This window comes from Pseudoalteromonas piscicida, from assembly GCF_002744175.1.
Taxonomy (GTDB): Bacteria; Pseudomonadota; Gammaproteobacteria; order Enterobacterales; family Alteromonadaceae; genus Pseudoalteromonas; species Pseudoalteromonas piscicida_B.
This window is the reverse complement of sequence record NZ_NKHF01000055.1, coordinates 66,988-89,720: the sequence shown is the minus strand read 5'-3', so window position 1 is coordinate 89,720 and position 22,733 is coordinate 66,988. Positions and strand designations below refer to the sequence as shown.

The 22,733-nt window shown below is 42.4% G+C and carries 20 protein-coding genes and 1 pseudogene; 3 read left to right on the top strand and 18 right to left on the bottom strand.

The window, feature by feature from the left end:
- Nucleotides 1–116 precede the first annotated feature (116 nt).
- Nucleotides 117–737, top strand: a complete 621-nt coding sequence (locus CEX98_RS12545; RefSeq protein ID WP_242441695.1) for a hypothetical protein — start codon at nt 117–119, stop codon at nt 735–737.
- A 2-nt stretch (nt 738–739) separates the two neighbouring features.
- On the opposite strand, the gene CEX98_RS12540 is transcribed toward CEX98_RS12545, so the two are convergent.
- The 8 genes from CEX98_RS12540 to queA form a co-directional block, all read right to left on the bottom strand.
- Nucleotides 740–1,534, bottom strand: coding sequence for a substrate-binding periplasmic protein (locus CEX98_RS12540; RefSeq protein ID WP_099642400.1), 795 nt, complete (start codon nt 1,532–1,534; stop codon nt 740–742).
- A 158-nt stretch (nt 1,535–1,692) separates the two neighbouring features.
- The gene (locus CEX98_RS12535; RefSeq protein WP_099642399.1) at nt 1,693–3,474 is read right to left on the bottom strand and encodes a bifunctional diguanylate cyclase/phosphodiesterase; all 1,782 of its coding nucleotides are present in this window, start codon (nt 3,472–3,474) and stop codon (nt 1,693–1,695) included.
- 241 nt (nt 3,475–3,715) lie between these two features.
- The gene (locus CEX98_RS12530; protein WP_099642398.1) at nt 3,716–4,240 is read right to left on the bottom strand and encodes a hypothetical protein; all 525 of its coding nucleotides are present in this window, start codon (nt 4,238–4,240) and stop codon (nt 3,716–3,718) included.
- Between the two features lie 129 nt (nt 4,241–4,369).
- Nucleotides 4,370–5,314: a protein translocase subunit SecF gene (gene secF, locus CEX98_RS12525; protein ID WP_099642397.1), complete on the bottom strand. Its 945-nt coding sequence runs from the start codon at nt 5,312–5,314 to the stop codon at nt 4,370–4,372.
- 9 nt (nt 5,315–5,323) lie between these two features.
- Complete coding sequence (gene secD / locus CEX98_RS12520) at nt 5,324–7,183, bottom strand: protein translocase subunit SecD (RefSeq protein WP_099642396.1); 1,860 nt, start codon at nt 7,181–7,183, stop codon at nt 5,324–5,326.
- 24 nt (nt 7,184–7,207) lie between these two features.
- Nucleotides 7,208–7,546 carry a preprotein translocase subunit YajC gene (gene yajC / locus CEX98_RS12515; RefSeq protein ID WP_099642395.1) on the bottom strand — a complete coding sequence of 113 codons (339 nt, stop codon included), beginning with the start codon at nt 7,544–7,546 and terminating at the stop codon, nt 7,208–7,210.
- Between the two features lie 21 nt (nt 7,547–7,567).
- Nucleotides 7,568–8,707, bottom strand: a complete 1,140-nt coding sequence (tgt, locus tag CEX98_RS12510; RefSeq protein ID WP_099642394.1) for a tRNA guanosine(34) transglycosylase Tgt — start codon at nt 8,705–8,707, stop codon at nt 7,568–7,570.
- A 377-nt stretch (nt 8,708–9,084) separates the two neighbouring features.
- Nucleotides 9,085–10,122, bottom strand: a complete 1,038-nt coding sequence (gene queA / locus CEX98_RS12500) for a tRNA preQ1(34) S-adenosylmethionine ribosyltransferase-isomerase QueA (RefSeq protein ID WP_099642393.1) — start codon at nt 10,120–10,122, stop codon at nt 9,085–9,087.
- 255 nt (nt 10,123–10,377) lie between these two features.
- Here queA and CEX98_RS12495 point away from each other — a divergent pair, with 255 nt between their 5' ends.
- The gene (locus tag CEX98_RS12495; RefSeq protein WP_099642392.1) at nt 10,378–12,888 is read left to right on the top strand and encodes a two-component system response regulator; all 2,511 of its coding nucleotides are present in this window, start codon (nt 10,378–10,380) and stop codon (nt 12,886–12,888) included.
- Nucleotides 12,889–13,043: 155 nt separating this feature from the next.
- Nucleotides 13,044–13,241 (top strand): hypothetical protein, encoded by a 198-nt coding sequence (locus CEX98_RS12490; protein ID WP_099642391.1) that lies wholly within the window; start codon nt 13,044–13,046, stop codon nt 13,239–13,241.
- A 155-nt stretch (nt 13,242–13,396) separates the two neighbouring features.
- On the opposite strand, the gene CEX98_RS12485 is transcribed toward CEX98_RS12490, so the two are convergent.
- From CEX98_RS12485 to pstA, 10 genes and pseudogenes are all read right to left on the bottom strand, one after another.
- Nucleotides 13,397–14,287, bottom strand: coding sequence for a hypothetical protein (locus CEX98_RS12485; protein ID WP_099642390.1), 891 nt, complete (start codon nt 14,285–14,287; stop codon nt 13,397–13,399).
- Nucleotides 14,284–14,856: a hypothetical protein gene (locus CEX98_RS12480; RefSeq protein ID WP_099642389.1), complete on the bottom strand. Its 573-nt coding sequence runs from the start codon at nt 14,854–14,856 to the stop codon at nt 14,284–14,286. Before CEX98_RS12480 ends, CEX98_RS12485 begins: the two co-directional genes overlap by 4 nt.
- A complete protein-coding gene (locus CEX98_RS12475; protein ID WP_242441694.1) occupies nt 14,849–15,397 on the bottom strand; it encodes an RNA polymerase sigma factor in 549 nt (182 codons plus the stop codon). Before CEX98_RS12475 ends, CEX98_RS12480 begins: the two co-directional genes overlap by 8 nt.
- A 183-nt stretch (nt 15,398–15,580) precedes the next feature.
- Nucleotides 15,581–16,279: a hypothetical protein gene (locus CEX98_RS12470; RefSeq protein WP_099642388.1), complete on the bottom strand. Its 699-nt coding sequence runs from the start codon at nt 16,277–16,279 to the stop codon at nt 15,581–15,583.
- Nucleotides 16,280–16,340: 61 nt separating this feature from the next.
- Nucleotides 16,341–17,258, bottom strand: a complete 918-nt coding sequence (locus tag CEX98_RS12465) for a hydrogen peroxide-inducible genes activator (protein ID WP_099642387.1) — start codon at nt 17,256–17,258, stop codon at nt 16,341–16,343.
- A gap of 109 nt (nt 17,259–17,367) precedes the next feature.
- Complete coding sequence (locus tag CEX98_RS12460) at nt 17,368–18,636, bottom strand: inorganic phosphate transporter (protein WP_099642386.1); 1,269 nt, start codon at nt 18,634–18,636, stop codon at nt 17,368–17,370.
- A 36-nt stretch (nt 18,637–18,672) separates the two neighbouring features.
- Nucleotides 18,673–19,349: pseudogene (locus CEX98_RS12455) on the bottom strand (TIGR00153 family protein).
- 142 nt (nt 19,350–19,491) lie between these two features.
- A complete protein-coding gene (gene phoU / locus CEX98_RS12450) occupies nt 19,492–20,193 on the bottom strand; it encodes a phosphate signaling complex protein PhoU (protein ID WP_010607158.1) in 702 nt (233 codons plus the stop codon).
- Between the two features lie 23 nt (nt 20,194–20,216).
- Nucleotides 20,217–21,044, bottom strand: coding sequence for a phosphate ABC transporter ATP-binding protein PstB (pstB, locus tag CEX98_RS12445; RefSeq protein WP_099642385.1), 828 nt, complete (start codon nt 21,042–21,044; stop codon nt 20,217–20,219).
- Between the two features lie 27 nt (nt 21,045–21,071).
- Nucleotides 21,072–22,721: a phosphate ABC transporter permease PstA gene (gene pstA / locus CEX98_RS12440; protein ID WP_099642384.1), complete on the bottom strand. Its 1,650-nt coding sequence runs from the start codon at nt 22,719–22,721 to the stop codon at nt 21,072–21,074.
- Nucleotides 22,722–22,733: the final 12 nt, after the last annotated feature.

Sequence of the window (22,733 nt, the reverse complement as noted above, 5' to 3'; positions counted from 1 at the left end):
GACTATGATAATGCAAAAGCTAAACTTAAAAGAGTGTAAAAAAGTTTCTGGTGGCGGTATTTACGAACCAAATGATCCTCAAGCAAAAGAAAACGACAACGGCTAAGTTTTTAGCTATGAAAAAGAATTTTTCATTGGGGGACTTGCTGATTCCATATGCTATTGTGGCAGTAGGCCTCCTAGTTCTTTATGACATTCGTTTTCATTTCTATTTGATTTATTTACTGATTGTCTCGACGGTCTTTATTTTAGGTGCTAGGTTAAAAGACATTAATATTTGCACCTTATCTATACTCGCGGTTGTGCCTTTTACCTTAGAAACTATCGTGTTTTCTTCAGGGTTAATAAGCTTAGAATCTTCCAAAGATCAACGGTTACTCCAAAACACCCTAATTTTCGGGACGCACTTTATTATCGGTTTGCTGATTATTTTCCCACTCACTTATCGCGTTGAGATTACCAAGAAGCTGTTTCCCAAACTCAAAAGCCGCTATACCTTTGCTGATGCCATTATGCCTTGGTTGGCTATATTTAATGTAGTAATGAGCTTTGCTGCACTTGTGGAAAACTATTTCCGGAATGCAAAGGGAGCCAATATGACATTTTTCTTCTACAGTTTTGACGTCAGTGGGTATTTAATTTATAGCGCCAATTGTTTGATATTGTTATCTCTTGCTGCCATCACCTACAAAGAAGAATATGATTACGCTTTACCTAGCATCCGAAAAAAGCGTTAGTCTCAATCAAAATACGGATTATCCAATTCAATAGCGACACTTTCTGGTGGTTTATCTAAGCCATACTTATGTTTTAATGCTTGTAATTCTCCGGACGCCTGTAACTTATCTAGTCCAGTTTTTAATGCTTGCGCAAGCTTGGGCTTCTCTTTATTTACAAAGAAATAAAATGCAGTGGGATAATATAGATGAAAATCAGGCACTATCATTAAATTATCATTGTTTTGTGCGCTAATTTCAGCACTGGCTTCAATGACAGCACGAGGAAAGTAATCCGCTTTCTTGTCAGCGATTAGATTAAACATGGTTTGATAATCTGAGATTGGCCTTACCTTGAGGCCGTTATAATTTAAAATTTTAGTATCCGGCCAGTCATGACCTTGTACCGCAGTAAAGCGCTTTAATTCGTTCAGTGTTGTGATTGCCTTAATGGCTGGGTAAATATCTTTATGAACAATCAATAAGCGCCGCCCGATAAGCCCATCATAAAGTGGAATTTTAATCGGTGTCGCTATCTGTTCTCGAGCAGGACTGGTCATTGACCAATGTAAGTCGACTTTTCCTCGACTGAGTGCCATCAGTGTACGTTGCTGATGTGGGTGGATTTTAATATGCTCTATTTGTACTTCATATTTAGCTGCAGCCAGCGCTTTATCAAGTAATTCGTAGAGATATAAATCTCTGTCGTAGAGTGTTCTAGCTTCTTTGGCAACGTAGATTAACTCAGATGACTGTTCTGTGGCAGTGGCACTGTGTAACCATACTGCGGTCAATATTACGCTCAACGTTAACTTCATTGCTCCCCCCTAACTAACCGGAGTGTGGAATAACCACAGGCCCTTTAGCCGTCATTATTACTTGATACTCTGCTTGCTAACTTTTTATCCCAAATGCAAGGTAACTGGGGTGATCGGTTAGCTTACCTGATACTACTATTGCGTAATTACAAATTTAGTCAACCGGCATTTTCTAATCGAACGGTCGAGACGGTCGGCTTACGACGGTTGCACACAAACAGGTAGCTATTGCGATAACGTTTGGCTTCTTTTTTCGCGTCTGTTGCTAATGCTGCAACTTGATGTGAGTTGATACAATGTTGTAGATCTGGCCGTACTAAACCAATTGATAAGGTCAATAAGGGGACAAATTGCTTCTGCCCTTCTCGATTGGTAGCCCAATACCCCCCAGCACTCACGTGCTCTGGTGTAAAGAATGCTTTTGACTTTGCCTCAAACTGGGCAATTATCTCATGACAAAGCACTTGCGCATCACTGTTATCGAATACCACCATAAAATCATCACCGCCAATATGGCCTACAAAGCTTGAGCTTTGCGCACATACATCAACGGTTACCTCTGCAAGCAACTTAATCACACTGTCACCACTGGCGTAGCCATATAGATCATTAAACTGCTTAAAGTGATTTAAATCGATATAAGCCAAAGAAAAGTCATGATGCGAACGCAGCCGTTGCTCTATTGCTTCGTTGATTGCGACATTGCCCGGCAGCATGGTCAACGGATTCGCATGCTGAGCATGACGAATTTTTTCTTCGGTAATATGTTTTAGAATATCGCGCAACGGTGCCAAGCCTAAATATCGACCATCTCTGGTGATCACAATATGACGGCGAATATCAAATTCATGGTCGGTGATCTGCTTACTGACGGAGTCCAGCTCTTGCTGTTCATCCACCACTAAAGGCTGCTTGTCCATCAACTTAGTGACCGGCTTTTTATCGAATAGTGCATGTCCGTATGGCGCTGCGAATACCTCGGTAAGCTGATCTCTATGTAGCAGCCCAATAGGCTCCCTAAGGTCATTTACTACTGCAATGCTGGTAAGATTGCGGTCTTGTTCAAAGAGTCGGTGAGCGTCGATACACTGCGTACATTCATGGATCGCATTGACTTCTTTGGCAAGCCAACCGATTGCCATTGATTGCTCAAATTGATTGGATGATAGGTTAGATTCAGTATGTAGAGACTTAAAAATCTCAAGCTCGGTCGAGGGCTTTCTCGCAGGTTTAGCAAGCAAAAAACCTTGAGCATTGACGATCCCTAGTTGTTCTATGAGCTTGAGTTCTTCTATACGTTCAATGCCTTCTGCAATAACTTGGGTTCCGGTCGCTTTAGCAAGTTCAATTATGGACTTTAAAAACTCACGCTTAACGACACTTTGATCGCAGTGATCAATAAAATATCTATCCACCTTAACATAATCGGGGCAAAGTTCTGACCACTTCCTCAGCCCTGAATATCCAGCCCCTAAATCATCAATGGCGATGTGAAAGCCGAGTTCGCGATAGTGTGTAATCGTTGAGAGCAGTAAATTTGCGTCATCCACTTTATCTTGCTCGGTAACTTCTATCACTACGCGTTTGGGATCCAATCCATACACTTCAGTAAGGTGGCGTGTCTCACCTTTAGGGTGAGAAGGGTCTAATAGTGCTTTTGGGCTGACGTTTAGAAATAATTTACCGGGCAGGTTAAGTGAAACAAACTGTTTGATTGCCGCCTCGCGACAAATAATTTCCAACTCAGAGAGGCGTTCTTGCTGACTGGCGATTGCAAATAGTTTATCTGGTAACTCTAATAATGAGCCAGCCATGCCGCGACTCAATGCCTCAAACCCTAAGATTTGGCGTTTCGCAAGATCATAAATAGGCTGAAAAAGTGTGAATACCGCTTTTTCTTTTATTATTGTATTTAGTACTACCGTACGCGAAAGATCCACAGCATCAAACTCACTGTAAAAGTATAATCGCGCACGGTAGCAAGTGTGTATGACAGATATATGTCAATCGGGTGAAATGTACCCAATTTGCAGTTGAATGATTTTCAACCTAACAATTGCACTCTTTGAAGTAACCTGCACTCGAGATAAAAAGTTACTTCTTAAAACAAGCCAAGTTTAACGCAGCAGTAAGAGATAACAGCTGCTAAAGAACAAGTTGTTATGCCAAGTTCAGGTTACATTAGTTTAATGCACTTTCAACTTGGTCAAAATGGGCAATCACTTCAACAATTTCCATTTCAGCACTTTGGTAGTCTTCAGGACTCGTAAAACCTTTTAATGCCATCGCTTGTACTGTGGCTGGGTGTACTAGTAAGTCCTTGGCGTGATAACACACAGGGTCGTCAAACTTAGGTAATTTACCGTCTGCATGATAGCCGCTCTCTATTTCTTCTAGTGGCAATGTGGGAATAATATCCGCAGCTTTATCTAATGCATCAAGATAGGTTTGGCACTGTGGGTATTTTGCTACAAACTCCGTCAATAACGTTCGAGATAGCGTGACAAGGTCTGCCGACTGAGTTTCCAGCGCTTTATCTTCTTTTTCAATTCGAATATCAGCCAATAACGCTTCAGCTTTGGTCTTATATTGCGTTAAAGAGGTTGTTGCTTGCGCTACTGAATCCGTTTTTTGTTCTAGCTCTGGTTGCTTAGAACATGCTGTAAGCAAAGTTAATACGCTAGCAGCCATCACAAGTTTGTACATGATAATCTCCTTTATTGATAACGATTATCATTATACATCACCTTCATTATTTAGAAACAATTATATGCTTGTGTTTGCAACAAAAAAGCGGCTCAAAGGCCGCTTTTGGTATCACATTATATGCTGCGATTAAGGCATAGGATCTAAATCGGCGCCTTCTTTTTCTACTTCAACAGGAATTAAGTCTTCTTTACTTACGCCCATAGCTACAGCCACTGAGCTTGCTACATAAACAGAAGAATAAGTACCTATAAACACACCGAATAGCAAGGCTGTTGCAAAACCATGAATGGTTTGACCACCCCATACGAATAGTGCAATCAATACCAAAATGGTCGTGATTGAAGTCACTAATGTACGGTTAAGCGTCTGTGTCAGTGAGATATTGATGATCTCTAGTGTGTCGTCGATACGCACTTTACGGAAGTTTTCACGAATACGGTCAGATACAACAATAGTATCGTTGAGTGAGTAACCTATTACCGCCAATATTGCTGCTAAAATGGTTAAGTCAAACTCTAGACCTAAGATAGAAAACAGACCCATAGTCAGTACAACATCGTGGAACAGTGCTGCAACAGCACCTACCGCAAAGCGCCACTCAAAGCGAAAAGCAACATAGATCAAGATACAGATAAGCGCGGTTAACATCGCCAAACCACCCTGCTCTTTAAGATCTTCACCTACACTTGGGCCAACGAACTCGATACGGCGCATCACCACACTTTCATCCGCTTGCTTAAGAGCTGCAATGAGCTGGTTTCCCAACACCTCAGCCTTGACGTCGTCACCACGAGGGGCAAGTCGTACAAGCACTTCTTGGCTTGAACCAAAAAGTTGTACAGAGGCATCTGCAAAACCGCTCTCGGCTAATACACTACGTACCTTTGCTAAGTCTGCAGGCTGTGAGAATCCGACTTCAACAGCCGTACCACCGGTAAAGTCCAAGCCAAAGTTCAATCCTTTCACCATAAATGAGCCGATTGAAGCCAAGATCAATAATGCCGAGAAAGCCATAGAAAGCTTTCTTGCTGACATAAAACGGATGGTGCTTTTTAAATTAAGTAATTGCATGTCCGTCTCCTAGATTGATAGCTTAGTGATACGTCTGCCACCGATGATGGCATTAATAACAGCACGCGTACCAACAATCGCAGTAAACATTGAAGTAATAATACCGATAGCTAACGTAACCGCGAAGCCTGCAATTGGACCTGTACCGACAGAGAATAGGATCACTGCTGCAATTAAGGTCGTGATGTTGGCATCAAAAATCGTACTAAATGCACTGTCGTAACCATGATGAACGGCTTGCTGCGGGCTGCGGCCTTCCGCAATTTCTTCACGGATACGTTCAAAAATAAGTACGTTTGCATCCACCGCCATACCTACCGTCAATACGATACCAGCAATACCTGGCAGCGTCAGTGTCGCACCTGGGATCATCGACATCACGCCCACAATCATAATGAGGTTAGCCGCCAGCGCAAGGTTTGCTACTAAACCAAAGCCTTTGTAGTACAACAACATAAATGCAAGTACAAACGCAAAACCAAGCACTACAGCGGTCATACCGGCTTCAATATTTTCCTGACCTAGGCTTGGACCTACTGTACGCTCTTCAACAATTTGAATTGGCGCAACTAGCGCACCTGCGCGAAGTAGCAAGCTCAGGTTATGTGCTTCTGCTGGGCTATCAATTCCAGTAATACGGAAAGAGCTATTCAAACGGGCTTGAATTGTCGCCACGTTAATCACTTCTTCTACCTTGATTGGTGGTAGCGCCTTACCATTTTCATCTTTTTTGCCAGATGGCTTGTATTCAATAAAAACGGTTGCCATACGTTTGCCGATAGCGCGTTTGGTAAAGGCGTTCATTTTTGCTCCGCCTTTGCTATCTAGCTTAATGTTAACTTGAGGACGTTGATATTCATCCATACCAGATTGCGCACCAGTGATATGTGTACCTTCAAGAATAACGCGCTTTTTAAGTACAACTGGGTAGCCATCTTTATGTGGGATCACTTCTGTGCCCGGAGGAATACGGCCTTGTGCCGCGGCACGCACGTCTGCATTTTCATCCACTTCACGGAACTCAAGGGTTGCCGTAGCACCAAGAATTTCTTTGGCACGGGCGGTGTCTTGAACACCAGGAAGCTGTACGATAATACGCTCACCACCTTGACGTTGAACGTTTGGTTCCGCAACACCTAGTTGGTTAATACGGTTACGAATAATGGTTTCGTTTTGTTTAATGGCGTATTCGCGCAGCTCTTTATACTTGAGATCGCTAAGGCTTGAGAAGAAAGCCAAACTGTCGCTACTATCATTAACAAAGTCATTACCCGGGTAACGCTTTCTTAGGAAGCTCATAGCAGCGTCTTTGTCTTCTTCCGAACGCATAGTCACTTGCACACGTTCGCTATTCGACACCCTGCGTACTGAACGGTAACGCAGCTTCTCTTCGCGTAAATCGCTCTTAAAATCTTGCTCCATTTGCTCAAGCGCATTGTCCATCGCAGTGACCATATCCACTTCCATAGTGAAGTGAACACCACCACTCAAGTCTAAACCCAGTTTCATTGGGTTTGCACCTAAGTTTTTTAACCACTCGGGCTGTGCTGGAGACATATTAATAGCGGAAATGTAGTCGCCACTTAAAGTATTGCGCAGTATGTCTTGCGCTTTAAGCTGATCTTCTACATTTTTAAAACGAACAAGAATTTGACCGTCTTCTAATGCCGAAGATTTTACGGCTAGATTGTTCTTTTGCAGGGTTTCATTGACTTGATCTAATACGCTGAGTGTCGCATCAGCACCTTTTGTGCCTGACACCTGTATGGCCGGATCGCGACCATACAAGTTTGGAGTGGCATAAAGGATACCGATAGCTAACACAGCCAGAACAAGTAAGTACTTCCACATTGGATACTTGTTTAACACTGGACTATCCCTTTATTGTTATTCTTATAGAGATTTCATTGTACCTTTAGGTAATACAGCTGAAACCGCTGACTTTTGCACTGTCACTTCCATTTGGTCATTCAGTGCGATTACAACAAAGTCTTTGTCTTCGGCTACTTTTGTGATTTTACCCACAAGTCCACCTTGAGTTAGTACTTCGTCACCCTTACCTAATGCACCCATTAGGTCTTTGTGCTCTTTAACACGCTTGGCCTGTGGACGGTAAATTAAGAAATAAAATACCAAACCAAAAATACCTAACATGATTAGCATTTCCATACCGCCACCTGCTGGTGCCGCTGCTGCGTTGCTAGCATGCGCACTTGAGATAAAAAAGCTCATTTCACTTCCTCGTTTATAAAATTAATTATTTTCTGTCAAACCAACGTCAGCCAACTCTGGCACCGGTATGCCACGGCGCGCGTAGAAGTCTTCGACAAATTCATCAAATGTGCCTTCAGATAAGGCGTTTCTCATTCCTTCCATCAAACGTTGATAATAACGCAAGTTATGGATGGTATTGAGTCGAGCACCTAGTATTTCATTACACTTATCTAAGTGATGTAAGTATGCTCTAGAGTAATTCTTACAGGTGTGGCAATCACACTCTGCATCTAGTGGGCTGGTATCCGTTTTGTGTGCTGCATTACGGATTTTCACGATGCCACCTGTCACAAACAAGTGACCATTACGAGCATTACGTGTTGGCATTACACAGTCAAACATATCAATACCGCGACGTACCGCTTCAACCAAGTCTTCTGGTTTACCAACACCCATTAGATAGCGAGGCTTGTTCTCTGGCATTTTGTAAGCGCACTGGTCGAGAATGTTGATCATGTCTTCTTTTGGCTCACCAACCGATAAGCCACCTAGCGCATAACCATCAAAGCCAATTTCTTCTAAGCCTTGCTGTGACTCAGCACGCAGCTCTGGGTACATACCACCTTGAATGATCCCAAACAATGCCGAAGGATTATCACCGTGTGCCGCTTTAGACCGTTTTGCCCAACGCAAGCTCAACTCCATTGAATCTTTTGCTTCTTTTTCAGTTGCTGGGTATGGCGTACATTCGTCAAAAATCATCACAATATCTGAACCTAAATCACGCTGTACTTCCATTGCCTTTTCTGGAGATAGCATGATTTTTTCACCATTTACCGGTGACTTAAAGAGTACACCCTCTTCTGAGATTTTACGCATCGCACCCAAACTAAATACTTGGAAACCACCCGAGTCAGTCAAAATAGGTCGGTCCCAATTCATGAAATCATGTAGATCGCCATGTTGCTTGATGATCTCAGTACCAGGTCTTAGCATTAGGTGAAAAGTATTACCTAAACAGATATGCGCACCAGTTTCTTTTAACTCATCTGGAGTCATGCCTTTTACTGTGCCATAAGTACCAACAGGCATAAACGCTGGCGTCTCTACTACACCACGGTCAAAAATCAAGCGACCTCGGCGAGCTTTACCCTGTTTGCGATCTAATTCAAATTTCATTATTACCTCGTTGTCGGAAAAACAGTCCAACTTTGACTAAAAAACGTGCTAAGCCAATGCTTAGGGCAGTGATCTTTCGATTCTACCAAGATTACCAGCGCAATTCTAATACCAATTATCTTAATTAAGTGTTCTATTTTGAGGCGAGAAAATCTTGTCGATAACAAGGCAAAAATTTTGATATTTAGTTGCTCTAAATAAGAAATTTTTAACGCAGTTAGCGTCAGATTTACTCCTTCAAATTGAGCAAGCGTTAAGACTAATTGGTATAATATTGGGATAAAAAACACAAAGTCCATATCGAGCCTACAACTTTACAGCTATAAAACGCAAAATGCCCAGCAATACTGGGCACTTTAATCGTTGTATGGTGTGAGTTACTTATCTTGTTTTTGCAAGAACATCGCATCACCGTAGCTAAAGAAGCGATATTTTTGTTCTATCGCGGTTTTGTACGCATTCATAATATGCTCCTGCCCTGCAAAGGCACTCACTAACATAATTAATGTAGACTCTGGTAAATGGAAGTTAGTGACCATCGCATCAACCACATTAAATTGATAACCTGGATAAATGAAAATATCGGTATCGCCGTATAGTGGTGCGATTTCGCCACCATTTGCTTTAGCTGCTGACTCAAGTGAACGTACAGACGTAGTGCCTACGGCTATCACTCGTCCGCCTCTGGCTTTAGCTGCGTTAACCGCTTGCACAACTTCGTCTGAGACTTCAATGTACTCAGAGTGCATGACGTGCTCTTCTACAGAATCAACTCGTACCGGCTGAAAAGTACCAGCGCCAACGTGCAACGTAACAAAAGCCATTTCAACGCCTTTGTCTTTTAGCTTTGCCATCAAGTCATCGTCAAAGTGTAGACCAGCTGTCGGCGCCGCAACTGCTCCAGGTTTTTCACCATACACAGTTTGATAACGCTCTTTGTCTTCCTCATCGTCGGGACGATCAATATAAGGCGGCAGTGGCATATGGCCTATCTTATCTAAAATAGCCAATACATTTTCGTCGCCATCAAACTTCAGTTCAAAGAGTTCTCCATGACGCTGCACCATTTCTGCGGTCGCTTGACCTTCAAGTTCAATTTTAGTCCCAGCCTTTGGCGATTTACTCGCTCTAATATGTGCCAGTACCGTATGAGCATCAACCACACGCTCGACCAACACTTCCAGTTTACCACCGCTGGCTTTTTGGCCAAACATACGTGCAGGGATCACTTTAGTGTTGTTAAAGATGATTAAATCTTCCGGGTTGATCAGCGCTAGAATATCTTTAAATACTTTATGCTCAATTTCACCACTGTTGCCATTTAGAGTAAGAAGACGACTACTAGAACGCTCCTTCATAGGGTGTCTGGCAATCAACTCATCAGGAAGATCAAAACTAAAGTCTGCTACGCGCATGGAAAGGCCTCATTTCTAAAAGTGCGCCAAGTCTAGTGCGGTGTTTTGGCGAAATCAAGTGCTTGTAACCTTGCGTAAATACCTTTAACCTAGCGGGTCTGAAAACGTGATCATCATGTAAATTTTAAAACGATGAACACCTTAATCTAGTACGTTCTTTATTCTTTAAGTTTAAACAATAACTTATCGCTTTTTGCGCAAGTTCCAAAATCAAATGTGTCATGGTGTGGCTGTATCTGGTGAGGTTTTTTTATTGTGTCTAGACAACTAACGTTGCTTATTGTTAACGCCAGTGCGCACGAGCGCCAAGCCCTAACCAAAACACTCAGTGCACTAGATGTCTTTACTATTATTGCCAAGTCAGACTCACAAGATGCATTAAGCCTATTAAAAACACAAGCTGTTGATCTGGTGATTACTGGGCTTGATGTTGGTAAAATTGACGGTTGGCGTTTCTCTCGCATGATACGCTCTGGTTTACTTGCAACGCCTAAAAATACGCCCATTGTGCTCATTCCCCCAACGTATTGTGAACGAATTGCCGAGACCACGGCGCGCAGTTACAGTATCGATGCAGTATTACCATTTGAACGCCAAGATATGCTGCCACAGATTTTGGCAAACGTACTATCTACTCATCTGGATAAAAGTAGCCGTCTAAAGTTATTGCTATTAGAACCTAACCAAGCTCAGGCAGAAAAAATTTGTGAGCACCTCTCACATAACTTCGTTTGTACCCATGTAAATTCTGCTACCTGCGCGCTGTCACTGTTTTTACAGGATAATTACGCTATTGTGTTGATGGACACTACAGCAAACCTTTCAGGTTCCGCAGAAGCGCTAGTCGAAAGCATTCTCAAACACAAGCCTAGCCAAGCCATTGTAACCATCATAGATAAACGTGATGCCGATCATGCGGAACAGCTTCTGTTGCTTGGCGTAACGGACTTTGTCCGAGCTCCCTACGATATGCCCTTCTTAAGTAAGGTTTGCGACCATGCAGCTCGTCGTGAAGATTTTATGGTGAGCTATGCCGAGTTTGCTAACAAAGTAGAGCAACTCAGTCGCAGTGAAAACCGCTATAAAGACCTTTTTTCGGCGCACCAACGGATTTTACTTCACCTCAGGACAGTGGTTGTTGAGCTGGATCTAGAAGGAGAAATTCGCTTTATTAACCCAGCATGGGAATACCTCTCGGGCTTTGGCATAAAATCAAGCTTACATACACGACTCAGAGATTACATCGCCAAAGAAGACCTTTTCACGCTGGAAAAAGTCTTCAACGAATTGCAAACTGGCACACGACAACATGCCCAAGTTGAGTTGCAGCTGAGTCACAAAAATGGCCATTTAGTATGGGTTGAATGTCGCCTACAACTCATTAAAAATACCTCCAGCTCAGTCGCTATTACCGCAACGCTAGATAACATTCATGAACGCAAACAAGCGGAATTGCAGCTCAGGCATCTCGCGCTGCATGACACGCTAACGGGCTTGCATAATCGTTACTACTTTGACCAACAGTTGAACCAGCTTTGTACCGAAGTGAAATCAGCGGAAGATATAGAGCATGCGCTAATTTATATCGATTTGGATCACTTTAAGATCATCAACGATAGCAAAGGGCACCAGCAAGGTGACATTGTTCTTAAAGAAGTTTCTGATCTTTTTAACGAAAAGATTGGCGAGGAACATCTGACTTTTCGTATCGGCGGCGATGAGTTTGCGGTGTTACTTAAGCATACCAACTTACTGGACGCACATATTTGTGCGGAGAGTATCTGTATGGCAATTGAGGAACATAAGTTTCACTTTGAAGATAATGCCTACTCCATCAGCTGCTCAATAGGCTTAACTCAAATTACTCGAGACAATGCCGATCCAAATGAATGTTTAAAACAGGCCGATATTGCCCTCTACATTGCGAAAAATCTAGGTCGCAACCTAGTGCACTGTTACAACAAAGAAGATGAACAAAACCAAACATTACAAATTGGGTTAGAATGGGGACACAGTGTTCGCCAAGCACTCCAAAACGACAGTATAGAGTTACACTATCAACCGATTTGGGATTTCAAAAAGGAGCACATTGCCTATTACGAAGCACTGCTGAGATTAAAAATTAATGGTGAAACGATTTATCCAAATCAGTTTATTCCCGCACTTGAGCTGCTAAATGATACCTTTTTAATGGATCAATGCGTGATCAGAGCTGCAATCAAAGCTCTGTCGGAATATGAAATACTCAGTCAGGTTGCCATTAACTTGTCGGCCCATTCATTTTTAGATGAAAGATTACAACCGCATATTCAAGCCTGTTTGAAAGAATATCAAGTCAGTGCAAATCGTGTGATATTTGAGATCACAGAGTCAGCAAGCATTAATAATTTGAACGCCACCCAATCCATGATCAAGAGCTTGAATGATTTGGGTTGCCATTTTGCTATTGATGATTTCGGGACAGGGTTTAGCACATTTAGTTACCTAAAACAGCTCCCTGCACAGCATGTGAAGATAGATGGTTCGTTCGTCAGAGACATGCTCAATGACCCGATTGACTTAGCCTTGGTCAAAGCAGTCAACGATATTAGTCATTCATTGGACAAGTGTTCTGTTGCTGAATATGTAGAGAACAAGGATATATTTCAACAACTTAAAGAAATCGGAGTGGACTATGGACAAGGCTACTTTATTTCCAGGCCGCTACCGATAGAGCAGCTTGGAAATAACCTTGAAACTATTTTATCCCTAAAAACAGCGCAGTAACAACTTTATACTATAGGTTACTTTTACTTCTTGCAAAGTCCACTATAATTAAAGATACCAGTTTAAAATGTCATCAATTTTTAAGGTAACACTTTAATTTTGCAGACATTCAATGGAATGTGTTACATCTTGCTATGGACTTCAAGGGGTAAATTATGCTGTCACTATCACTGTTTTTAATACTTGCAAACTTAGTTATTGCCTTTCAATGTTACCGTTATGCTAGTGCAAAAGGATATCCGGTAAAGTTGTTCACAGGGCTAGGGTTACTCCCTTACTTTAACTTAGTGGTTTGGGTTTACTTACTTTTCTTGCCCAATCTAACAACTGCGAAAAACATCGAGCAAGCGTAACGCTTTCCGTTGTAAAAAAACAGCATGTCACCGTCGGCGCATGCTGTTTTTTGTAGCTAATATCAATTGAATTAATTCTCTAATCAATTTGAAGGATGAAATAGCTCATTTATTTAATACATTTGGTATAAAACGAGACAGCGTTCGCCTGCGTGCTAAAAGCGATAGCTGACTGCCGCTTCTCTTAACTCTTTAGCCGTCTTCTTTCCTGTTACGCACTGTTGCACTAAAGCCTTTGGATACACAAAAATCTGCTTTTCTTTTTGCCCACTTAGCCCGCTGTAAATAAAACTAATGTGTTCATCTTCAGGTAGACTTCTAAGCCCCGCGCCATAATCACACAAGCTTCTCGCTAAACTGGTTGTTAAGCTTTTTTCAAGGGCTTGCTGCTTCAGCGCTTGATCTTTTTGTCGTTTCGCTCTTGAAGCCTCAAGGCTGGCTTTAAGCTTATCTTTTAGTTCCTTCAACTCTGACTCTTTGAGTGAGAGCTTCTGTATACGCTTCTCAACTTCTTTTAATGATTCAGTTAATTCATCAGCCTGTTGGTTACTTTCGTGTGTTTTAGCAAATTCTAATTCCGCTTTTTGACGCTCAAGTTCTCTTAATCGGATCCTATTTTCTCTTTCCTGCTCCACGGCTTCACGCACCTTTTCAGCACCGGCTTTGACCTTTTCTGCCGCTTCTGAGTATGCGTGTGAGAATGCTTCAGCGATAGGCTCGGCAAATTCAACCTCGGCAATGTCTACATCAAACTTAGGTAGCTCAAATTCACCAATGGCTGCAACATCATCAAAGTCATCAAGATGCGATAACCATTCCAGACGATGACGGCGTTTTAAAGACAATTCAAAAACCGCCCCCTGATCTTTTAAGTAGTAGCCTGATACGCTGCGCACTTGATCTTGTGTATCATGTTGTAATGCACTGACTAGTACGCGTTCAAAGATGGCAACTTCACGCTTGAGCTCGTCATTTGGTACTTGCCCGTGAACAAGACTAGACGTAATTGCTGCAATAGTGCCAAAACAAAGTGTTGTTATTTTCATGGGTTACCTCGATACTGGGCTAAATTCTGTGAAGGGGTTTGCTCTACTTGCTCTGCAAGCTCGTTCAGTTGCAGCCTGAGTAGGGCTTGATCTTGCGCTCGCTGGGCTTGGATTAAATCCACTAGGTTGTTCATCGCTAAACTGCGTTCTTTACGGTTTTGCTCCACAACTTGCGTGGCTAACTGAACTAGAGTTGTTTGGTCTATGGGCTTTGTGTCATCCAGCTTATCTAACATACTTTGAATTGCACTTTGCTGCTGCGCTAATTGTGTCTGCTGTACGGTAAGTTGCTGGTGCAACCCTAAGTTTTGCAGCCACAAGCCTGAAACTCCAAGACCTACCACTAACCAAGCCGCAACTGCAGCAAGCGACCAAACGCGCGCACGGTGTTGATGCGCAAGCTGTGCTGGTGGCGTTTGTACTTCATAGTTTTTGGCATGCTGCTGCCATTGCGTTGCAGCCTCCATCATTTCTAGATATTCAGCGTTCGCCTGTAGCTGTGCCAGTTCAGCTTCTGACAGCCTGTTACCCTCTAACCACTTTTCAAATAAGACATCTAATTTAGCCATGATTTTGCACCTCTAGCTGCCCTTTCATTTTACCTAACGCACTATATAAACGTGCTTTAACCGTATTACTAGATAACTCGAGTTGTACTGCAATCTCTTCAAAGGTGTAATGTTGAAAAAATTTTAGCTCAACAACAATCCGCTGCTCAAATGGTAATTGCTTCAAGGCGGTATATACCTCCTGATTACTTTGTTGCTGCACTATCGTCACGTCAGGCCCTTGTTGATGCGCTTCAGGCTCTTTGCTTTCAATCGATTCAAACTTGTGCTTACGCATGTGATCAACAATCCTTGCATGGGTAATTTTAAATACCCAAGTCGAAAACTTAGCATCTCCGTTAAAGGTATGCAGATTACGATACATGCTAACAAAAACCTCTTGCGCAATATCAAGCGCGTCCTGTGGGTTACCAACGAGTCTCAGACACTGATTGTAAACCCGGCTATGATGCTGAGCACATAATCTAGACCAAGCGCCTTCGTTGCCTTGCAGTGCTCTTTTTATAAGTTGTTTTTCGGTATTAAAAAACACGCAGCTCACTCATGGGTTCTTTTATTTATTAATCGTAGTCAGAGCAAAAAAAGTTGGGGTTAAAATTAAAAAAATTAGCAATAGTTGGCTGCTGTGAAATTATATAAACAAATATTCAGTAAAGCGGAGGAGTTGGGTGCCAGCTCCAAGGTATGGTTGTTGAGCCGGCACGAAGGGCTAGGTTAGAGCTCCTTATCTGTCATCGTCCTTACATCCATCACAGTAGTCTCGATCTCTCCAAGCATTAAATGGACTGTATTGCCAAACATCGTGTCTAATCACATTACCACTATTTCGGTTGATAAATTGCACAGAAAAATCACTGTAATACGGAATACCCATATTAGATGCCTGCGAGCTAATATATATGCTATATCCAGCCCAACCACCTGAGCCAAAGCTTCCGGAATTACAGTTATCTTCAGCGCAGTTTACGACCACACGCCGGAGCTTCTTATCATCAAGTGTTGTAATTTCTCCACGGGCTAACAAACTCAACTCACCATATACGGAGAGAAAACCATTTAATTCACCGCTAGGTATACCCAGTGCAGTAGCAAACTCTTGTTCTTGCTGATTGAGCCGTGAGATAAGTTTATGTTCTAACTCTTTTGGCATAGCAATGCCATTACTCACATAGACAATGGCATCTTTATATTCTGGAGTTTCAGTCAAAGGCGTTAACTTTGCGGGATTCGAGCCACTTAGTAAGCGTTCAAACTCTTGACTCGCTTTCAAATAATGCTCAAGCGGCATCTTTGCCTGCTGAGCTGAGTTTTCCCAGAATTCCATTAAATTTTTAGGTGCTTCAACCGCTTGAGCCACCGGTGATAACACGCCAGAGGCCAAAATAAATAAAGCCCCAAAACAGCTGGTTTTGATGTTTTGCATTTCTTTAATCCTTTAAAATAACAAAAAAGAAACACAAGATTAATATAACATTTTTTCAGGGTCAATCTAGCTGTTCATCACAATATGCTTGGATTTCAGTTTTAGCAAACTCGCTAAACAGTCTAAAGTCTCTTATTCGACCGGTTGTACGACGCCAAATCAACCCTATCTCGCGATATGCATGGTCTTGTGGTGGCATAGCAACCAAAGGCTTGCCTTCCAAAATGCCGGCATTAATTGCCATTTGAGGTAAAAAAGTCACACCGTTTTTATACTCTACCATGCTCAGTAAGGTATGCAGGTTGGCGGCTTCAAATGGGTTGATACAAGCATTCCGATTTAAATGGCAAGCACTCAGCGCATGCCCCGTCATACAGTGCTCTTTCTCTAGTAAGAATACGCTCTGTTCAGGTAGCAAATTAAAGTCTTCTATTGGCTCTGGTACGCTGTAGTCTTGATGGCGAACCAAACTAAAGTGGTCTTTTGCTAACACCTGTGTATGAAACTTATCTGTTCGATATGGTAAGGCCAGCATGGCCATATCAATGTGACCATGCTCGAGTTTATCTAGCAAATTATCACTGGTATCTTCAACTAACACCAGATTAAGCGCTTCGAACTCTTTTTTACAAGCTTGATAGAGCGGTGCAGCGATAAAGCTCGCGACGGTGGGAATGATCCCAAGCGTAAGCTTGCCAGATAGCGGGTTTTTATAACTCTTGGTAAGCTCTTTTACACTCATGGTGTCGTCGATTATCTTCCGTGCTCGCTCAACCACTTCCTCACCGATATCGGTAAACATTAAGCTACGATTTTCTCGTTCAATAAGCTGACAGCCTAATGTTTCCTCTAAGTTTTGTATCGCGCTACTCAATGTCGATTGACCAATAAAGCAGGCTTCAGCTGCACGACCAAAATGTTGGTGCTGATGCACCGCAAGCAGGTATTGTAGTTGTTTGATACTAGGTAAATTCGTCACAAGCTTTACTCTTAATTTTCAACAGCACAAATAAAAAGACCCCAACACCAAAGGTGTTGAGATCTTTTCAAGCTAAAAGTCTGTCTTTTTGAAAAGGTGTGGTTTATTTCTAAACGCCAAACACTAATCTCAAAATGTAGAATATAACAATAGCAAGGGCAGCACCAACTGGCAACGTAATTACCCAAGAAACTACAATGTTACGGATAACACTTAAGTTTAATGCCGCTATACCACGTGCCATACCTACACCTAGCACCGCACCCACTAAGGTTTGAGTTGTCGAGATTGGTAGACCTGTACCTGATGCAATAACTACTGTTGAAGCGGCTGCAAGTTCAGCAGCAAAACCTCGGCTAGGAGTTAAATGGGTAATACCTTCACCGATTGTTTTAATCACCTTCTTACCAAGAATTGCCAGACCAGCAACAATACCTAAACCACCTAGCGGTAGGATCCACCAAGCAAGTGCTGCTTTCTTCGCAATCTCACCATCATTTTCTACAATGTTTACTACCGCAGCTAGTGGACCGATTGCATTTGCAACGTCATTTGAACCATGGGCAAATGCCATACAACATGCAGTTAGCACCATTAAGATAGCAAACACTTTCTCAACGTTGTTGAACTGCATTTGCTTGTCTGCATTTGGGTCCATTTTTAGTTTAGCGATAGCAATCTTACCGATGATAGCAATGATAACCGCAATACCAATGGCCAGTGCAAAACCTTCAAAGGTGCCCATCTGAATACCTATGTGCTTCAGGCCTTTTTTAATCGTCACCAATGACATCACAAAACCTGCTAGGCCCATGTAGATCGGTACAAAGCGCTTGGCATTTTCTAATGGCTTATTGGTGTCAAAAATCAGCTTTTGGGCACTCATAAAGATAAGATAGGCGATAAAACCTGAAATAGCTGGGGTCACAATCCAACTACCCACAATACCAGCAACCTTACCCCACTGGATAGCTTCGCTGCCAACAGCAACTAATGCAAAACCAATGATAGCACCGATGATTGAGTGTGTAGTCGATACCGGCCATCCCAGCATAGAAGCTAGCAATAACCACGCGCCCGCAGCAAAAAGAGCCGCGATCATCCCTAATATCATTAATTCAGGAATATCTAGAAAAGGCGTTGAATCAATAATCCCTTTACGGATTGTTGAGGTTACCTCACCACCTGCAAGATAAGCACCGGCGAATTCAAAGATCATAGCAATAATAATTGCTTGTTTAATAGTAAGCGCTTTTGAGCCTACTGAAGTACCCATAGCATTCGCAACATCGTTTGCGCCAATACCATAAGCCATAAAGAAACCAACTGCTGCGGCAATTAAAACCAATACTGTGCCGTAGGATGCAATGATATCCATAAGAAACCTTACTTTATTTTAAAAGATCGATTTTTATTAACGAGCTAACATCAGCTCAAGACGTGAACCAACGCGCTCTGCAATATCAGCAAGGCCACCAACCCACTCAATGATTTTGTATAAAAACATTGCATCGATTGGATTTAGCTGGCTTTCTACAGCGCGTAACTCTTGACGAATTTTAATCTGCATTTCGTCGGTATCTTGCTCAATCGCATCAACTCAACGAGCATTTTTTCAACTAAAGTGACTTCACGGCCTTTAAAGCCAGTCTCAAGCAATTCATCTAGCTCATTAATCGCTTCTGAAGCTTGTTTAGTTGCGTCAACACAACGAGTGACGTAAGCAAGAAAGTCTTTTTGAATGGATTCAGGGATAACCATTTCACGACCGATAACGCGACCTGCGATATCTTTCGCTTTGTTGGCAATCTTATCTTGGTGAGTAATAAGTTCCAGTAAGTCAGTCCGTTCTACTGGCATAAATAGACCGCGAGGCAACTGTAAACGCACTTCACGTTTAAGTTCATCTGCTTCACGCTCAAGGTTGCGGATTTCAATGCGAATCGCATCCGCTTCCGCCCACTCCTCTTTGAAGACATGGTTAAAAAATGGGATCAAAGCCGCACTGGCTTGATGAACTATTTTTATATGCTCTTCAATTGGCTTAATAGGAGATTTAGCAAATACTCCTAAAAACGCGTTACTAGGCATAACTGACCCTTAAATCATATTTGTATGCATGTGCAAAGAGTAATTTTACAGCATTGAGCGCCGTTGTGAACGGTTTTATTGCAAGTTTAAATGAACTTACTATGAAATTGCGCGCTCTAGGCGCGCAACTAGTTGATAAGCATCACAAGGTTTTTGCGATATCTTCTTGAGATGTATGGCGAATATCTTTGCCATTTACAAAATAAATTACGTATTCCGCAATATTCTGACAGCGATCGCCAATACGCTCTAATGAACGCACAGACCAAATTAAATCCATAATTTTAGGAATAGAGCGAGGGTCTTCCATCATATATGTCATAATTTGACGGGTAACGGCTTCGTATTCACGGTCAACTTTTGCATCCGCTTTGTGTACTTCAAACGCCTTTTGCGCATCCATACGTGCAAATGCATCTAGTACATCGTGAAGCATCTGTGATACTTGACGGCCCATGTTATCGATGTTGACCAATAAATCTTGCTGATCTTTGGTAAACGAGTCTAGTGCCACTTTCGCGATACGCTCAGCCTCATCACCAATACGCTCAAGATCTGCAATGGTTTTTGCAATCGCAACCACCAGGCGTAAGTCACTGGCCGCTGGCTGACGCTTAGCGATGATACGCGTACACTCTTCGTCAATATTGACTTCCATTGCGTTTACTTTGTAGTCATTCTGGCTGACTTTTTTAGCTTTTTCAGCGTCGTTATGGTTAACCGCATCAAGGGCAGTATTTAACTGCTGCTCAACCAAGCCACCCATACTCAATACGTGATTTCTCACGTTTTCTAGCTCTTCGTTAAAGCGGCCAGAAATGTGCTTATTAATATTGTGTTCCATTATATTCTCCTCGCAAGCTCGCCTTAACCGTAACGACCTGTAATATAGTCTTCTGTTTTCTTCTTAGACGGCGTGGTGAATAAGGTATTGGTATCTGCATACTCAATTAACTCACCCATATACATAAACGCAGTTTGGTCTGATACACGTGCAGCTTGTTGCATGTTATGTGTAACGATAACTACAGTATACTTGTTTTTCAGGTCGTTAATGAGTTCTTCAATAACTAATGTTGAAATAGGGTCAAGTGCTGATGTTGGTTCGTCCAATAGCAATACTTCAGGCTCAATGGCAATTGAGCGTGCAATTACCAAACGCTGTTGCTGACCACCTGATAAGCCAAAAGCACTGTCGTGTAGTCTATCTTTTACTTCATCCCACAACGCAGCACCACGGAGCGACTTTTCTACTACTTCATCAAGTTTACGCTTGTCTTTGATCCCCTGTAAGCGTAGTCCATATACCACATTCTCATAAATTGACTTAGGGAATGGGTTTGGCCTTTGGAATACCATGCCTACGTTACGGCGCAGTGCTGCAACATCTACGCTCTTATCATAAATGTTCTGTCCTTGAAGGTTGATTTCACCTTCAATACGACAGCTATCAACCAAGTCGTTCATGCGGTTAATACAACGTAGTAACGTTGACTTACCACAACCCGATGGACCGATAAACGCGGTTACCTGCCCTTTTGGGATCAACATATTGACGTTGCTAAGGGCTTGTTTATCACCATAGTAAAGATCTAGGTTTTTGATCTCTAGTGCGGTGAGTTCTGGACTTAAGTTTTCTAAATCAAGCTTGTTATTGCCGTTTGCTTGATTGACTTCTGGCGCTACTGTAATCATGTTTTTACCTATTAAAAATCTTTACTATTAATGCTCTAACGATCTGAATTTTTCGCGTAAGTGGTTACGAATACCGATGGCGGTAATATTCAGTGCAATAATCACCGTAACCAATAGGAACGCGGTTGCATAAACCAAAGGTCTAGCAGCTTCAACATTCGGGCTTTGGAAGCCAACATCATAAATATGGAATCCTAAGTGCATAAACTTACGATCCAAATGAATATAGGGGAAGTTTCCATCTAACGGTAGTGTTGGTGCCATTTTTACCACACCAACCAGCATCAGAGGAGCTACCTCACCAGCCGCACGCGCAACCGCAAGGATCAAGCCAGTCATAATTGCCGGACTAGCCATTGGCACTATAATGCGCCATAGAGTTTCTGCTTTGGTTGCGCCAAGTGCCAAAGAGCCGTGACGGACTGAACTTGGAATACGAGATAAACCTTCTTCTGTGGAAACAATAACCACAGGTAAAGTTAAAATTGCCAACGTTAGCGCCGACCAAATAACACCTGGAGTACCAAATACAGGACTTGGCGCTGCTTCAGGGTAGAACAATTCATCAATTGAGCCACCTAGCATGTAAACAAAGAAACCGAGACCAAATACACCATATACAATAGATGGTACACCTGCGAGGTTAATTACCGCGATACGGATCATCTTAGTCACTGCATTTTTTGCGGCATACTCGTGCAAGTAAATTGCTGCAACCACACCAAATGGCGTCACAATCACAGCCATTAACATCACCATGAATACAGTACCAAAAATAGCTGGGAATACTCCGCCTTCGGTATTCGCTTCACGAGGGTCATCGCTTACAAACTTGCTAATTTGCACTAAGTAGTGGCCCACTTTTGCAAAAAAGCCCATGTCATTAGGGAACCATACATCCAATACTTGGTATAAAGGTAGCGTTACTTCTTCACCACGCATATCACGGACAACAACTTGGTCGCGCTTTGCTTGCTTTCTTAGTTCAAATAAACGCTTTTCGAATACTTTGTAATCTTCACGCAGCTCAGCACGACGCGCGTTCAGCTCAGCTAGCTTTTCATCAGTAAGCTCATTATCTAGCTGATAAGACTTCTCTTTTAAGCGTAAACGCTCAAGCTCGTAGTTGATATGACCAATTTCACTATTTTGCAGGTCTAGTGCTTCTTCATTAAGGTCCACTGCACGTTCAACTAACTCATGGAGTTTTTCTACGGGTTGATCTGTCACCACTTTGCCGTCTTCTAAAACGCGTGTGACATAACCATAGAAATTACCATTCTTACTTCGCTCAAATACTGCTAAGTCAGCCGGTTTGGACTGGCTCTGAATGTCGGTTGACAATACCCATCTAAAGTCTAACTCTACGTATTCACGGTTACCTGTTTTTAATAATAAACGCTCGACATTCTCCCCGTCATAATCAGACAGATCATATCCGGCTGCTTCAAGGCGCGATTTAGGAACCATTTCACGGTCATAGATTTCACCGATCACGGTTTGTTTTGCTACTGATCCGTCAAGCTGCATTTCTACAACTTGCGACGGCCAGAAAAAGCTCAGTCCTTTCCACGCGATCATCGCAAGTAGTCCAATTACGGAAATCAAACTAATACTGACCGCGCCACCTGTCATCCAGATCCACGGAGAACCTGACTTAAACCACTGTTTCATCATGTCATGTCACTC